The 13,070-nt window shown below is 66.3% G+C and carries 14 protein-coding genes; 12 read left to right on the top strand and 2 right to left on the bottom strand.

The features are described 5' to 3' along the window. The first annotated feature begins 1 nt into the window (after position 1). From SP6_RS10310 to SP6_RS10295, 4 genes are read left to right on the top strand one after another with little or no spacing between them, the layout of a single operon-like run. Entirely contained in the window at positions 2–1,159 is a 1,158-nt protein-coding gene (locus SP6_RS10310) for an alpha/beta hydrolase family protein (protein WP_007404941.1), read from the top strand. Continuing rightward, the gene (locus SP6_RS10305; protein ID WP_037568532.1) at positions 1,156–1,950 is read left to right on the top strand and encodes a cyclase family protein; all 795 of its coding nucleotides are present in this window, start codon (positions 1,156–1,158) and stop codon (positions 1,948–1,950) included. The genes SP6_RS10310 and SP6_RS10305 overlap by 4 nt, the downstream gene beginning before the upstream one ends. A 5-nt stretch (positions 1,951–1,955) precedes the next feature. Then, positions 1,956–2,894: a fumarylacetoacetate hydrolase family protein gene (locus SP6_RS10300; protein WP_007404999.1), complete on the top strand. Its 939-nt coding sequence runs from the start codon at positions 1,956–1,958 to the stop codon at positions 2,892–2,894. Further along, a complete protein-coding gene (locus tag SP6_RS10295) occupies positions 2,891–3,079 on the top strand; it encodes a hypothetical protein (protein WP_007404873.1) in 189 nt (62 codons plus the stop codon). The genes SP6_RS10300 and SP6_RS10295 overlap by 4 nt, the downstream gene beginning before the upstream one ends. Positions 3,080–3,091: 12 nt before the next feature. Here the strand turns inward: SP6_RS10295 and SP6_RS10290 are convergent, their stop codons facing one another. After that, the gene (locus tag SP6_RS10290; RefSeq protein ID WP_007405007.1) at positions 3,092–3,967 is read right to left on the bottom strand and encodes a helix-turn-helix domain-containing protein; all 876 of its coding nucleotides are present in this window, start codon (positions 3,965–3,967) and stop codon (positions 3,092–3,094) included. 125 nt (positions 3,968–4,092) lie between these two features. On the opposite strand from SP6_RS10290, the gene pobA reads away from it, so the two are divergent. The 8 genes from pobA to pcaF are packed head-to-tail and all read left to right on the top strand — an operon-like array spanning position 4,093 to position 11,538. After that, a complete protein-coding gene (gene pobA / locus SP6_RS10285; protein ID WP_037568534.1) occupies positions 4,093–5,280 on the top strand; it encodes a 4-hydroxybenzoate 3-monooxygenase in 1,188 nt (395 codons plus the stop codon). After that, entirely contained in the window at positions 5,277–5,990 is a 714-nt protein-coding gene (locus tag SP6_RS10280) for a CoA transferase subunit A (protein ID WP_007405018.1), read from the top strand. Before pobA ends, SP6_RS10280 begins: the two co-directional genes overlap by 4 nt. Next, a complete protein-coding gene (locus SP6_RS10275) occupies positions 5,987–6,625 on the top strand; it encodes a 3-oxoacid CoA-transferase subunit B (RefSeq protein ID WP_007404896.1) in 639 nt (212 codons plus the stop codon). The genes SP6_RS10280 and SP6_RS10275 overlap by 4 nt, the downstream gene beginning before the upstream one ends. Further along, positions 6,622–7,329, top strand: a complete 708-nt coding sequence (gene pcaH / locus SP6_RS10270; RefSeq protein ID WP_007404875.1) for a protocatechuate 3,4-dioxygenase subunit beta — start codon at positions 6,622–6,624, stop codon at positions 7,327–7,329. The genes SP6_RS10275 and pcaH overlap by 4 nt, the downstream gene beginning before the upstream one ends. Then, a complete protein-coding gene (gene pcaG / locus SP6_RS10265) occupies positions 7,319–8,014 on the top strand; it encodes a protocatechuate 3,4-dioxygenase subunit alpha (protein ID WP_007404876.1) in 696 nt (231 codons plus the stop codon). Before pcaH ends, pcaG begins: the two co-directional genes overlap by 11 nt. Further along, positions 8,011–9,153: a lyase family protein gene (locus SP6_RS10260; RefSeq protein WP_007404923.1), complete on the top strand. Its 1,143-nt coding sequence runs from the start codon at positions 8,011–8,013 to the stop codon at positions 9,151–9,153. The genes pcaG and SP6_RS10260 overlap by 4 nt, the downstream gene beginning before the upstream one ends. Before the next feature lies 1 nt (position 9,154). Further along, positions 9,155–10,336, top strand: a complete 1,182-nt coding sequence (gene pcaDC / locus SP6_RS10255) for a bifunctional 3-oxoadipate enol-lactonase/4-carboxymuconolactone decarboxylase PcaDC (protein WP_007404879.1) — start codon at positions 9,155–9,157, stop codon at positions 10,334–10,336. Next, the gene (gene pcaF / locus SP6_RS10250) at positions 10,336–11,538 is read left to right on the top strand and encodes a 3-oxoadipyl-CoA thiolase (protein WP_007404980.1); all 1,203 of its coding nucleotides are present in this window, start codon (positions 10,336–10,338) and stop codon (positions 11,536–11,538) included. Before pcaDC ends, pcaF begins: the two co-directional genes overlap by 1 nt. Positions 11,539–12,242: 704 nt before the next feature. Here the strand turns inward: pcaF and SP6_RS20415 are convergent. After that, positions 12,243–13,000, bottom strand: a protein-coding gene (locus SP6_RS20415) for an IS5 family transposase (RefSeq protein WP_086011124.1) whose coding sequence is annotated in 2 segments (ribosomal slippage) — positions 12,243–12,667 and positions 12,667–13,000 — 759 coding nt in all. Because the reading frame shifts where the segments join, the coding sequence is not laid out codon by codon here. Between the last annotated feature and the right edge of the window lie 70 nt (positions 13,001–13,070).

Below are 13,070 nucleotides of genomic sequence, written 5' to 3'. Positions count from 1 at the left end.
GATGGCGCTCTACGAACCCTTTCCCAACTATATCTGGAATCTGTCGGTCGCGATCGCGATGGAGTCGGGTGCGCAACTCGGCGAGATCATCGATATGTGCCAGCCGATCAAGGACGCGGCGGCAAACGGGGCCGATGCCGGAACGCCGATGTTCATGAAGGCCTGGGCGGCGATGGGCGACAAGCTGATCGACTTGGCCGCGGAGGACGAGGCGAAGGGGCGGGCCTTTTCGGCTTCCAACAAGCTGGAGCGTGCAAGCCTCTACCTCATCACCGCCGAACGGATGCAGGGGCATGGCCATCCGGGCCGCCGCGAAACCTATGCACGGGCGCGCGATGCGTTCGATCGTTCGACGGCGCTGGGACGACTGAACCGGGAGCGGGTGGAGATCCCGTTGGCGATGGGCACCATGCCCGCCCTTTACACCCGCGCGCGGGGCGACGGTCGCAAGCCGGTCGTCGTGTTCTGCAACGGTCTCGATAGCTGCAAGGAACTGCTCTATTGGACGCGGCTGCCGCACGAACTCGCGCGCCGTGGCATTTCGACCCTGTGCGTCGACCAGCCGGGCTCGGGCGAGGCCCTGCGGCTTCAAGGCCTGCCGGTCGACCCGCACAGCGAACACTGGGCCAGCGCGGCGGTCGACTGGCTGGAGCAGCAGCCCGATGTCGACCCCAAGCGGATCGGCATGACCGGCATTTCGCTGGGCGGTCACTTTGCGCCGCGTGCCGTCGCCTATGAGCCGCGCTTCGCCAGCGGCGCGGTGTGGGGGGCGAACCATAATTGGCGCGAGGTTCAGGACAAGCGCCTGGCGCGGGAGGGCGAAAACCCCGTCCCGCATTACTGGGCGCATGTCCACTGGGCGTTCGGCGCGAAGGATCAGGACGATTTTCTCGCCAAGTCCGAGGCGATGAACCTCAACGGCCATATGGACCGGATCGCGGTGCCGTTCCTCGTCACCCACGGCGCGAACGACCGCCAGATCAACGTGAAATATGCCGACGACCTTTACGACCAGCTCGTGAATTCGCCGCGTCGCGAGAAGGTCGTCTTCACGTCGCGTGAGGGCGGCGTCGAGCATGTCGGAGCCGACAATATGGCATATGGTCGCGACCTGATTTCCGACTGGTTCGCCGAGACATTGGGAGGGCACACGGCATGATGCGCCGCATCGTCGACCTGTCGATCGCGATCGACCCGGAGGTCATCACCGACCCACCCTTCATGCGCCCCAGCATCACGCGCCAGACCCATCGCGAGACGGTGGCGGAGGCCGCGATGTTCTTCCCCGGCATCACCGCCGAGGCCATGGCGGGGGGTGAGGGCTTCGCGGCCTCGGAGATGCTGACGCTCAGCACGCATAACGGCACGCATCTCGATGCCCCTTGGCATTACCATCCGACGATGGACGAGGCGTTGGGCGGTGGTGGTAGGCCAGCGCTCACGATCGACGAGGTGCCGCTGGAATGGTGCGTCCAGCCCGGCGTGAAGCTCGATTTCCGCCATCTGCCCGATGGCCATGTCGTGACGGCGGCTGAGGTCGAGGCGGAGCTGGCACGGATCGGGCACGAATTGCGACCGTTGGATATCGTGTTGGTCAACACCGGCGCCGGCGCGGCGCTGGGCCAGCCCGATTTTCTCGGGCGCGGTTGCGGCATGGGCTATGAGGCGACCATGTACCTGACGGAGCGCGGCGTGCGCGTGACCGGTACCGATGCCTGGAGCTGGGACGCGCCGTTCAGCCACACCGCCGCACGCGTCGCCCAGACGGGCGACTATTCGCTGGTCTGGGAAGGGCATAAGGCCGGGCGAGAGATCGGCTATTGCCATATGGAAAAGCTGACCCGGCTGGAGGAGCTTCCGTCCACCGGCTTCACCGTCTCCTGCCTGCCGGTCAAGGTGAAGGGCGGGTCGGCGGGCTGGTGCCGCGCCGTCGCCATCTTCGAGGGCTGATCGCGATGCGGCTTGCGACCCGAGATGATGGCAGCCGGGATGGCGCCTTGGTGGTGGTGTCGACCGACGGCAGCCGCTGCTTGCCCGCAGGCTTGTCGATGCAGGCGGCGCTGGACGATTGGACGCACGTCGAACCTGCCCTGCGCGCGCTGGCCGGGCGGGTCGACGCGGAAGGCGAGACGCTGAACGGCGCCACATTGCTGGCGCCCTTGCCTCGCGCCTGGCAATGGCTCGATGGCTCGGCCTTCCCGACGCACGGCGCACTGATGCAGAAGGCGTTCAAGCTGCCGCCGATCGAAACCGACAAGCCACTGATGTATCAAGGTATGTCGCACCGCTTCCTATCGGCGACGCAGGATGTGTCGTTGCCCAGCGAGGCCGACGGCATCGACTTCGAGGGCGAATTCGCGGTGGTGACGGGCGATGTGCCGATGGGGTGTGGGCCAGAGGAGGCGCTCGGCCATGTTCGACTGGTTTTGCTCCTCAACGATTGGTCGTTGCGCGCGATTGCGCCGGTCGAGATGAAGACCGGCTTCGGCTGGGTCCAGGCGAAACCCGCCTGCTCCGTCGCGCCTTTCGCGATCACGCCCGAGGCGCTTGGCGATGATTGGCGCGATGGCCGGGTCTGCCTGCCGCTGACGGTCGAGGTCAACGGCGCGTGGTTCGGAAACCCGGTGGGCGATGAGATGGCCTATGGCTTCCATGAACTGATCGCACATGCCGCGCGGACTCGTGATCTGCCCGCGGGGACAATCATCGGCTCTGGCACGGTGTCGAACGTCGAGCATCAGCGGGTCGGTTCCACCTGCCTGTCCGAGCGCCGGGCGATCGAGATGATCGAGGGCGGGGCGCCGCTCACGCCGTTCCTGTCCTTCGGTGATCGGGTCACGATGCGGGCCGGTCCGCTATTCGGTTCGATCGACCAGCGCGTCGTCAGCGCATGACCGGCGGCCACGCCTTTCTGTCGACGCTTGGGGAGATCCTCGACGAAGCGCGCAACGGGGGCCTGCCCATTCTGGTCAATGATGAGGATCGCGAACGGGAAACAATCCTGTTGACCAATAGCCGCCACCCGCTGATCGGACTGGAGGGTTATGGACTGCGTGTAGCAATTGAGCGCGCGATCTGATCGCCCGTGGGATCAGGCGTTGTCCATTTGGCGATAGGCGCGCGGCGACACGCCCGCATGGCGGGTAAAGAACCGCGTGAAATAGGCCGGGTCGGAGAAGCCGATCGAATAGCCCACCTCCGCCACCGATAAGTTGGTGTAGAGGAGCGCCCGCTTGGCATCGAGCATGGCGCGCTGGTCGAGCATCGCGGCGGGCGATAATGCCGCGATCCGGGCACAGGCGACACGCAGGCGGCTTTCGCTGGTGCCGAGCGCTTCGGCATAGACGGCGATCGGTTCGCGCAGTCGGAAACGCTCGTCGATCCGCGCCCGGAAGCGGGCGACGAGGCTGTGATGATGGCCGGGTGCGGACCGCGCGCCGCCCTGCATCACGCCCGAAGCACGCAATGTCTCGACCAGGACCGTCAGCAGCGCGGCATCCACCGCCGCGCCATGTCCCGGTGCGGACCACCCCAGTTCACGCATCAGTGTCGCAATCCCCCCGCCGATCGTCGCGATGGCCGCCTCGTCCGGATAGACCACGCCCGCCCGATCGAACACTGCGGCAAGTCCGGGATAGCGGCTGTCGAGCAGCGCGAGATGTCGCACCGACAAGGTCACGACGGCGCCCTCGGATTCGTGATACCAGTCGAAACCATGGACGATCCCGGCGGGGACGATCAGCAGGGCGGGGGCGGTGACGGGAAAGCTGTCCGCCTCGGCACGCATCACGCCGCCGCCCCGCTCCAGCAGAAAAAGCTGCACCAGATCGGCATGGGCGTGCGGAAGGATCGTCCATTCGTGCGGGCGGGAACGATCGTCCAGCCGCTCGGCATGAACGAACCCATCTTCCACGGCCCGGTGCGGCTCACCGTAGAGATAGAAGCTTGGAATCGTCACCGCCACCATGGGTCATGGCTAACGCGGTGCGATCGAATCGTCCAACTTTTTGCGCGTGTCGTCCATCGTCCCTCTGCGTGTGCCAAGGCATGATGCCGGCGATACGGCGAACAATGTCGGGTTGAGAGGATAGCATGAGGCACCGGACACAGGTGGCGATCGTCGGGGCAGGGCCTGCGGGCATGTTCCTCGCGCATTTGCTGCACGCCGAGGGGATCGACGCGGTCGTCATCGAACGGCGAGACCGCGATTATGTCGAGGGCCGCGTACGCGCGGGCGTATTGGAGCAAGGCACGGTCGCGCTGATGCGCCGCCTGGGCTTGTCGTCACGGCTCGAGCGGGAGGGACTGATCCATGGTGGGACCAATGTGGCGTTAGATGGCGAGGTCTTCCGCATCGACATGGCGGCGCTGACCGGCGGGGCGACCGTCACCGTCTATGGCCAGCAGGAAGTGATGCGCGACCTGTTCGATGCCGCTGAGGATCGGGGCCTGTCGATCGCGTGGAATGCGCGCGATGTCGTGCTCGCGGGGCTCGACGGCGCGCGACCGAGTGTGACTTGGTGGCAGGATGACGTGGAACAACACCTCGATTGCGACTTTGTCGTCGGCTGTGACGGCTATCACGGCGTCAGCCGCACGGCCATTCCCGCCGACGTCTTGCGGGTCTTCGAGCGGGTCTATCCGTTTGGCTGGCTGGGGGTGCTGGCCGACGTGCCACCCGCCGATCACGAACTAATCTATGCCAATCATGAGCGCGGCTTTGCGCTTGCCTCGATGCGGTCGCCGACGCGCAGTCGCTATTATATCCAGTGCGCGCTGGACGCGGACCTGGCGGAGTGGTCCGACGATCGCTTCTGGGACGAACTCTGCCTTCGACTGGGCCCGGAGACGGCCTCGAAGGTCACGCGCGGCCCATCGTTTGAAAAGGCGATCGCGCCGCTTCGCTCTTTCGTCGCCGAGCCGATGCGATGGGGGCGGCTGTTCCTGGCCGGGGACGCAGCGCATATCGTGCCGCCCACGGGGGCCAAGGGCATGAACCTGGCGGTGTCCGACGTGACGATGCTGGGCGCCGCGCTGACCGAACATTATCGCGAGCGTTCCAATGCCGGGATCGACCATTATTCCGCGCGCGCCCTGTCGCGGGTGTGGAAGGCGGAACGCTTTTCCTGGTGGTTCACGTCGGTGACTCACCGTTTCCCGACCATGGATGGCTTCGACCGACGCATCCAGATGGCCGAGCTCGACTATCTGCGCGGTTCGCCCGCCGCACAGCGCACGCTCGCCGAGAATTATGTGGGCCTGCCCCTGGAGATGGCATGAAAAGCAAGATTTACGACAACCCCTCCGCGGCGCTCGCTGGGCTGCTGTTCGACGGCATGACGATCATGTCGGGGGGATTTGGCCTGTCGGGCAATCCTGAAAGCCTGATCCCGGAAATCCGGGCCAGTGGGGTGAAGGGGCTGACCGTCATCTCCAACAATGCCGGGGCGGACGGCTTCGGCCTGTGGATGCTGCTGGAAAGCCGGCAGGTCGCCAAGATGATCTCGTCCTATGTCGGGGAGAACAAGCTGTTCGAGCAGCAATATCTGTCCGGCGAACTGGAGTTGGAACTCAATCCGCAGGGCACGCTGGCCGAGCGCATCCGGGCAGGCGGCGCGGGCATCCCGGCCTTCTACACCAAGACCGGCGTCGGCACCGTGGTCGCGGAGGGCAAGCCCGTCGAGCGTTTCGAGGGGCAGGACTATGTCCGCGAAACCTGGCTGCGCGCCGACCTGTCGATCATCAAGGCGTGGAAGGCCGATCCGGCGGGCAACCTCATGTTCCGCAAGACCGCGCGCAACTTCAATCCCAACATGGCGACGGCCGGCAAGGTGACGGTGGTCGAGGTCGAGGAGATCGTGGAAGCAGGCGCGCTCGATCCCGACGGCATCCATACGCCGGGCATCTTCGTCGACCGGATCGTCCGCTCGACGATCAACGAGAAGCGCATCGAGAAACTGACGACCCGCGCACGGGAGAATGCGGCATGAGCTGGACCCGTGATGAGATGGCGGCACGTGCCGCGCGCGAGCTGCAGGACGGCTTCTACGTCAATCTCGGCATCGGCATTCCGACGCTGGTCGCCAATTACGTGCCCGAGGGCGTCGATGTGACGTTGCAGTCCGAAAACGGTCTGCTCGGCATCGGTCCCTTTCCCTATGACGGGGAGGCGGACCCCGACCTGATCAATGCGGGCAAGCAGACGGTCACGACCCTGCCGACCTCCAGCTTCTTCTCCAGCGCCGACAGCTTCGCGATGATCCGGGGCGGCCATATCGACATGGCGGTGCTGGGCGCGATGGAGGTTTCGGAAGGCGGCGACATCGCCAACTGGACCATTCCCGGCAAGATGGTGAAGGGCATGGGCGGCGCGATGGACCTGGTCGCGGGCGTCCAGCGCATCGTCGTCGTGATGGACCATGCCAGCAAGACGGGCAGCCCCAAGATCCTGCCCGAATGCACGCTGCCCCTGACCGGCAAGGCGTGCGTCGATCTGATCGTCACCGATCTGTGCGTCATGGCCTGCGACAAGCCGGACCTGCGGCTGATCGAACTGGCACCCGGCGTGACGCTCGACGAGGTGCGGGCGAAGACGGGTGCGCCGTTTGCGGAGCAGTTGGCATGATCGGCTATACGAAGGACGATGCCGGCTCGCCCTCGCTGCTGGTGCCTGACTATCGCTCCACGATGGCGCGGGCGCCGCTTCAGCCGCCGATCGCGATACCACAGACGTTGACCGAGACCACCGGGCCCGGTGGTTGCTGGGACCGGCTGATGGGGTCGGCGCTCGCCGACCTGACGAAGCAGCACAAGGCCGAGCCGCTGGGCCAGCGGATCATCGTCGCGGGGCGCGTGCTCGACGAACAGGGGCGAGCGGTACCAGATACGGTCATGGAGATCTGGCAGGCGAATGCCGCCGGGCGCTATATCCATGCCAAGGATCAGTGGGACGCGCCGCACGATCCCAATTTCACCGGTGCTGGCCGGGTGGTGACCGATGCGGAGGGGCATTATCGCTTCGTCACGGTGCGGCCGGGCGCCTATCCCTGGGGCAACCACAAGAATGCGTGGCGCCCCGCGCATATCCATCTGTCACTGCTGGGGCCTGCTTTTGCAACGAGGCTGGTGACGCAACTCTATTTCCCCGACGATCCGCTGATCGAGATCGACCCGATCGCCAATGCGGTGCCCATGCCGTACCGCCAGCGGCTGGTCGCGCGGCTCGACATGGACGTGACCGAGGCCAATTGGGCGCTCGGCTACCGCTTCGACGTGGTGCTGAAAGGGCGAGAGCAGACGCCGTTCGAGGACGATCATCATGACCATTGATCCTGCCGACCGCCGTCCCGAAGCGCGGGCCGACAATCAGGATCCGGCGCTGTTCGGCCAGACGCCCAGCCAGACGGTCGGGCCGTTTTTTCACTACGGACTACCCTGGAAGGGCGGCGCGGACCTGGTTGGGCAGTCCGACATGGGCGCACGTCCCGAACTGATGCCGGAAGCGCATTATGTACTGAACCTGTCCGCACCCACCGGCTCGCCCGAGGGCGAGGTCATCGAACTGACCGGACGGGTGTTCGACGGACAGGGGCTGGCCGTGCCCGATGCGATGATCGAAATCTGGCAGGCCAATGCGGCGGGTCGCTATCGCAGCGTGGATGATGCGCGAGAGGATGTGCCGCTCGATCCGCATTTCGTGGGCTTCGGCCGCGCCGCGACCGATGAGGATGGCCGCTATCGCTTTCGCACGATCATGCCGGGGCGGGTGCCGGGGCCGGGCGGCACCCGGCAAGCACCGCACATCGCCCTGTCAATCTTCGCGCGCGGCGTCATCAAGCGACTGGCGACGAGGGTGTATTTCGACGGGGCCGCCGGGAATGACGACGATCCGGTGCTCGCATCGGTGCCGCCCGAACGCCGCGACACGTTGATCGCCATGCCGCAGGAAGAGGGTGGCTGGGCGCTGGATTTGGTGCTGCAGGGCGAAGGCGAAACGGTGTTCTTCGAACTATGAGCGATCTGCTGCGCCGCCGCCCTGTCGCCACGCCCGCAATGATCGCGGTGTTCGACGATACCGCCACCATCGCCCATGCCTGCGCCTTCGAGATCGCGCTGGCCTGCGCGCAGGCGGCGGAAGGGTTGATCGCGCCAGATGTCGCCGCCGCCATCGCGACCGGCGTCGCCGCAGTGCGCATCGAACCTGCCGAGCTGGTTGATGAGGTGGCACTGGCGGGGACGCTGGCCATTCCGCTGGTCGCGCGTTTGCGGAGCGCGCTGAGCGGGGCGGCGGCACAGGCATTGCATTTCGGCGCGACCAGCCAGGACGTGGCAGACAGCGTTCTGATGATGCAGGTCCGCGCCGCCCACCATATCATCGCCGAGGACGCCCGCCGCGTCCGCACGGCGCTGAAGCGGCTCGCTATCGCGCACCGGGCGACCCCCGCGGTCGGACGCACGCTGCTTCAGGATGCGATGCCGGTCGCATTCGGGCTACGACTCGCGCAGGCCGCAGCGGGTATCGCCGATGCGCTGGACCAGCTCGATGCGGCCGTGGCGCGCTATACCATCATCCAGTTTGGCGGCGCGGCGGGAACACGCGCAGGCTTGGGCGGACACGGTGCATGCGTCGCCCGCCGCATGGCGGAAGAGCTGGGCCTGATGACGGGACCCCCGTGGCATGCGCGGCGTGGCGGCGTCGCGGCGATCGGGGCGTGCGTCGCCATGCTGATCGGCGCGTTCGGCAAACTGGCGCGCGACGTCTCGCTACTGGCGCAGAATGCGATCGGCGAGGCACAGGAACCCGTCATTGCCGGGCGTGGCGGGTCGTCGGCCATGGCGCACAAGCGCAACCCCACCGGTTGTCAGGTCGCATTGTCCGCAGCGACCCGTGCGCCGGGGCTGGTGGCGTCGCTGCTGGCCGGGCTTCCGCAGGAACAGGAACGCGGGCTGGGCGGCTGGCAGGCGGAAGGGCCGGTCTTGGCCGAGCTGTTCCTGCTTGCCTCGGGCAGTGCCGCTGCCATGGCGGTGGTGGCCGAGGGGCTGGACGTGGACGCAGACGCCGTCGCCCGCAATCGCGACGCCGCCGGAATGGGCGAGGATATGGGGGAGAGCGCGGCGATCATCGCCGAACTGCTCGGCATCGGAGAGGACTGACATGGCGTTCACCCTATGTGACGGCGTCCGTCTGCACTGGCGGCTGGAGGGCGCGGCGGATCGGCCGGTGCTGGTGCTGCTCAACTCGATCGGCACCGACATGGGCCTGTGGGACCGGACCGTGCCGCTCCTGCTGCCGGCCTTCCGCCTGTTGCGGATCGACGCCCGCGGGCATGGCGGGTCGGATGCGCCGGACGGCGATTACAGCCTGGCCATGCTGGCCGCCGATGTCGTCGCGATCATGGATGATGCGGGCCTGCCTCATGCGGCGGTGGCGGGCGTTTCGCTGGGCGGTATGGTCGCGATGCAGATCGCCTTGAACCATCCGGCGCGTGTGACGGCGCTGGCGCTGATCTGCACCTCCGCCACGATGGACCCGGCGGCGTGGACCGCGCGGATCGACACGGTGCGGCAACAGGGTACGGCGGCGATCGCCGACATGGCGGTCGGGCGGTTCCTGTCGCCCGGCTTCGCCGAAGGGCATCCGGAGGTTGCGGACTCGCTGCGTGACGGCATCGTCCGGCAGGCCGATACAGGCTATGCCGGGGCGGGGGCGGCAATCCGTGACATGGGACTGGTGGATCGCATCGTTGCGATCGCGGTACCGACGCTGGTGGTAACCGCGATGCTCGATGTGTCGACCCCCTATGCCGGGCATGGCGAGCATCTGATCGCAGCAATTCCAGGGGCGCGGCATGTCGGGATCGACGGTGCCCATCTGCCGCCGATCGAGGCCCCCGACGGATTGGCGACGGCACTCCGCCGCTTCCTGAGGGCGGACGAGGCCGTCGAGGCCGCAGCGGATACGCTGTTCGAGGCAGGGCTCGTCAACCGCCGCCGGGTGTTGGGCGATGCATGGGTAGAGCGTAGTCTCGACAGGCGCACCTCTCTGACGGCCGATTTCCAGGCGATGATCACCCGTATCGCCTGGGGTGAAATCTGGGGGCGGCCCGGACTCGACGACCGGACGCGCCGTCTGATCGTTCTGGCCATCACCTGCGCGCTGGGCCGTTGGGAAGAGTTCGCCCTCCATGTCCGCGCCGGGCTGACGCAGGGCGGTTTCACCCGTGACGAGCTGAAGGAAGTGCTGATGCAGGCCGCCATTTATGCGGGCGTACCCGCCGCCAATACCGGTTTTGCCGAGGCGCAGAAGATCATCGACATGCTGGAACAGGACGCCTGATGCCCCACGCCTTTATCTGCGATGCGATCCGCACGCCCATCGGCAAGCTGAACGGTGCGCTGTCGACGATCCGGGCCGACGACCTGGCCGCGATTCCGTTGCGCGCCCTGATGGAGCGCAACGCCAATGTGGACTGGCAAGCGGTCGACGACGTGCTGCTCGGCTGTGCCAACCAGGCGGGGGAGGACAACCGCAACGTCGCACGCATGGCGGTGCTGCTGGCCGGACTGCCCGAGACGGTACCTGGCGGAACGGTCAACCGGCTATGCGGCTCCGGCCTGAACGCGGTCGGCAGCGCGGCGCAGGCGATCCGCAGCGGCGATGCCGAACTGATGATCGCGGGCGGGGTCGAGAGCATGACCCGCGCGCCCTATGTCATGGCCAAGGCCGCGACGGCCTTTGACCGGGGGCAGCAGATCGAGGATACGACGCTCGGCTGGCGCTTCGTCAACCCGGCGATGCGGGCCGCTTACGGCGTCGACACCATGCCGCAGACGGCGGAGAATGTCGCCGACCAATGGGGCGTCAGCCGAGAGGATCAAGACGCCTTCGCGCTCGCCAGCCAGGAAAAGGCGGCTGCCGCAATGGCGAGCGGCCGGATGGTGGTGGAGATCGTGCCGGTGGCGATTCCCCAGCGCAAGGGTGATCCCGTGCTGTTCGACCGCGACGAGCACCCCCGCGCGACCAGCCTGGAGGCGCTGGCGAAGCTGAAACCCGTCGTGCGCGCGGACGGCACCGTCACGGCGGGCAACGCGTCCGGTCTGAACGACGGCGCCGCGGCGATGCTGGTCGCGACCGAAGCCGCCGCCGTCCGCCACGGCCTTACGCCCCGCGCGCGTATCCTGGGCATGGCGGCGGCGGGCATCGCGCCGAGGATCATGGGCGCAGGTCCGGTCGAGGCGGCGCGCAGGCTCTGCCATAGCACCGGGATCACCTTGGATCAGATCGATGTCATCGAGTTGAACGAAGCATTTGCCGCCCAGGCGATCGCCACCTTGCGCGACCTTGGCATTACGCCTGATGATACCCGTGTGAACCGCAACGGTGGCGCGATTGCCTTCGGCCATCCGCTGGGCATGTCGGGCGCGCGGATCACGATGACGGCAGTGGAGGAACTACACCGCACCGGCGGCCGCTACGCCATGGCCTTCATGTGCATCGGCGTGGGGCAGGGCATCGCCCTCATGCTGGAGCGGGTATGACGTTACCATGCGTCTAGGGACAGTATGGCGCGAAGCGACTTGACCGCCTTCGCGGGACGCAAAGGGAGTGGTCCTCGAAACACTAGCCGAGGCACGTCAGCTACTGTCGGCGATATCCTCGGAAATCTGCGGTCCCGGCGGCGAACGGAACAGCGCTCTTGTCTCGTTCGTGGCAAGGGCGAATGGACAAGCGTCGATGCTGGCAACGATGAAGCGGAGCAGCACCATATGCGCCGGGTCGAGTTCCCGCGGTGCCTAACTTGCCGAGTGGAAAGCCAAGACCCAGGAAAGCCCCGCCAGAGCAAGGGCAAGAAAGGCCGGGCGGCTCATGCCGTCTCGGTGCCGTATATCGCGCCTTCTGGCGATAGGTGGCGCCCAATGAACCAACGTCCGCTATTGCAGAGCCGGATACGAGCAGCGAATGGCCGAAAATGGGTCATGACGTCCTTGCCGCTACCATCCAATAGGGCGGCAGTCCGTCCCATTCCTCACTGCCGCTCAACAGCGCAGGACCAGGCTTATGCGGCGCACGCTGGACAGGATCGTTTACACGGCCGAACGGTTGGACCCAAATGCGGACGTTTGTGGTCTCGAAGGCATTTCTCACCTTCGGACGCTCGTTCATGTTGGCTGCGTGCGTTACAGCTTTGAACGACTTCACTTGGTTCGCGGATGCTGTCTGGACTAGGGTCAGGACTCGTCGCTCACAGCCAGAAGATGACCGTGGCAGCGAGGGCGACGGCAGAGAAGAAGGCCGTGGGGTAGCGATCGTAGCGGGTGGCGATGCGCCGCCAATCCTTGAGGCCGCCGAACATGATCTCGATGCGGCTGCGGTGCCGGTAGCGGCGCTTGTCATACCTGATCGGCTCGTTGCGGGATCGCCGACCCGGGATGCATGGCTGGATGCCCTTTGCCTGGAGAGCGTCCCTGAACCAGTCGGCGTCATAGCCGCGATTGCCAAGTAGCCACTGCGCCCTGGGCATGTCGTCGAGCAACGCTGCCGCTCCGGTGTAGTCGCTGACCTGGCCAGCGGTTATGAAGAAGCTCAAAGGCCGGCCGTTCGCGTCGGCGACGGCGTGGAGCTTGGTGTTCATGCCGCCTTTGGCGCGCCAGATCGGGCGGCCAAGATCCCCTTTTTAACCCGCAGGCTCGAGGCCGTGCGGTGCGCCTTCAGGTAAGTCGCGTCGATCATGACCGTATTCGGCTCGGCACCTTTCGCCGCCAGCCCCTCCATCATTCGCGTGAACACACCGGCCTCGCCCCAACGCTTCCACCGATTGTACAGCGTCTTGTGCGGGCCGTACTCGCTGGGAGCATCTCGCCAGCGCAGCCCATTACGGTTGACGAACACGATGCCGCTCAGCACCCGCCGGTCATCCACTCGAGGCTTGCCGTGGCTCTTGGGAAAGAACGGCCGCAGCCGGGCCATCTGCTCGTGCGTCAGCCAAAACAGGTCGCTCATTCCGGTCTGCTTGCAGAGCCTGAATCAGATCGCGACTCTCCCATCAATGGGTCCTGCCCAAGGCGAAACA

Origin of the sequence: Sphingomonas paucimobilis NBRC 13935, assembly GCF_000739895.2 — a bacterium.
Classification (GTDB): Bacteria; Pseudomonadota; Alphaproteobacteria; order Sphingomonadales; family Sphingomonadaceae; genus Sphingomonas; species Sphingomonas paucimobilis.
This window is presented reverse-complemented; position numbering and strand designations above follow the sequence as displayed.

Bases quoted from the DNA above. Each gene is read 5' to 3' on its own strand.
- SP6_RS10310 (WP_007404941.1), top strand. From the start codon at position 2: ATGGCGCTCTACGAACCCTTTCCCAACTATATCTGGAATCTGTCGGTC.
- SP6_RS10305 (WP_037568532.1), top strand. From the start codon at position 1,156: ATGATGCGCCGCATCGTCGACCTGTCGATCGCGATCGACCCGGAGGTC.
- SP6_RS10300 (WP_007404999.1), top strand. From the start codon at position 1,956: ATGCGGCTTGCGACCCGAGATGATGGCAGCCGGGATGGCGCCTTGGTG.
- SP6_RS10295 (WP_007404873.1), top strand. From the start codon at position 2,891: ATGACCGGCGGCCACGCCTTTCTGTCGACGCTTGGGGAGATCCTCGAC.
- SP6_RS10290 (WP_007405007.1), bottom strand. From the start codon at position 3,967: ATGGTGGCGGTGACGATTCCAAGCTTCTATCTCTACGGTGAGCCGCAC.
- pobA (WP_037568534.1), top strand. From the start codon at position 4,093: ATGAGGCACCGGACACAGGTGGCGATCGTCGGGGCAGGGCCTGCGGGC.
- SP6_RS10280 (WP_007405018.1), top strand. From the start codon at position 5,277: ATGAAAAGCAAGATTTACGACAACCCCTCCGCGGCGCTCGCTGGGCTG.
- SP6_RS10275 (WP_007404896.1), top strand. From the start codon at position 5,987: ATGAGCTGGACCCGTGATGAGATGGCGGCACGTGCCGCGCGCGAGCTG.
- pcaH (WP_007404875.1), top strand. From the start codon at position 6,622: ATGATCGGCTATACGAAGGACGATGCCGGCTCGCCCTCGCTGCTGGTG.
- pcaG (WP_007404876.1), top strand. From the start codon at position 7,319: ATGACCATTGATCCTGCCGACCGCCGTCCCGAAGCGCGGGCCGACAAT.
- SP6_RS10260 (WP_007404923.1), top strand. From the start codon at position 8,011: ATGAGCGATCTGCTGCGCCGCCGCCCTGTCGCCACGCCCGCAATGATC.
- pcaDC (WP_007404879.1), top strand. From the start codon at position 9,155: ATGGCGTTCACCCTATGTGACGGCGTCCGTCTGCACTGGCGGCTGGAG.
- pcaF (WP_007404980.1), top strand. From the start codon at position 10,336: ATGCCCCACGCCTTTATCTGCGATGCGATCCGCACGCCCATCGGCAAG.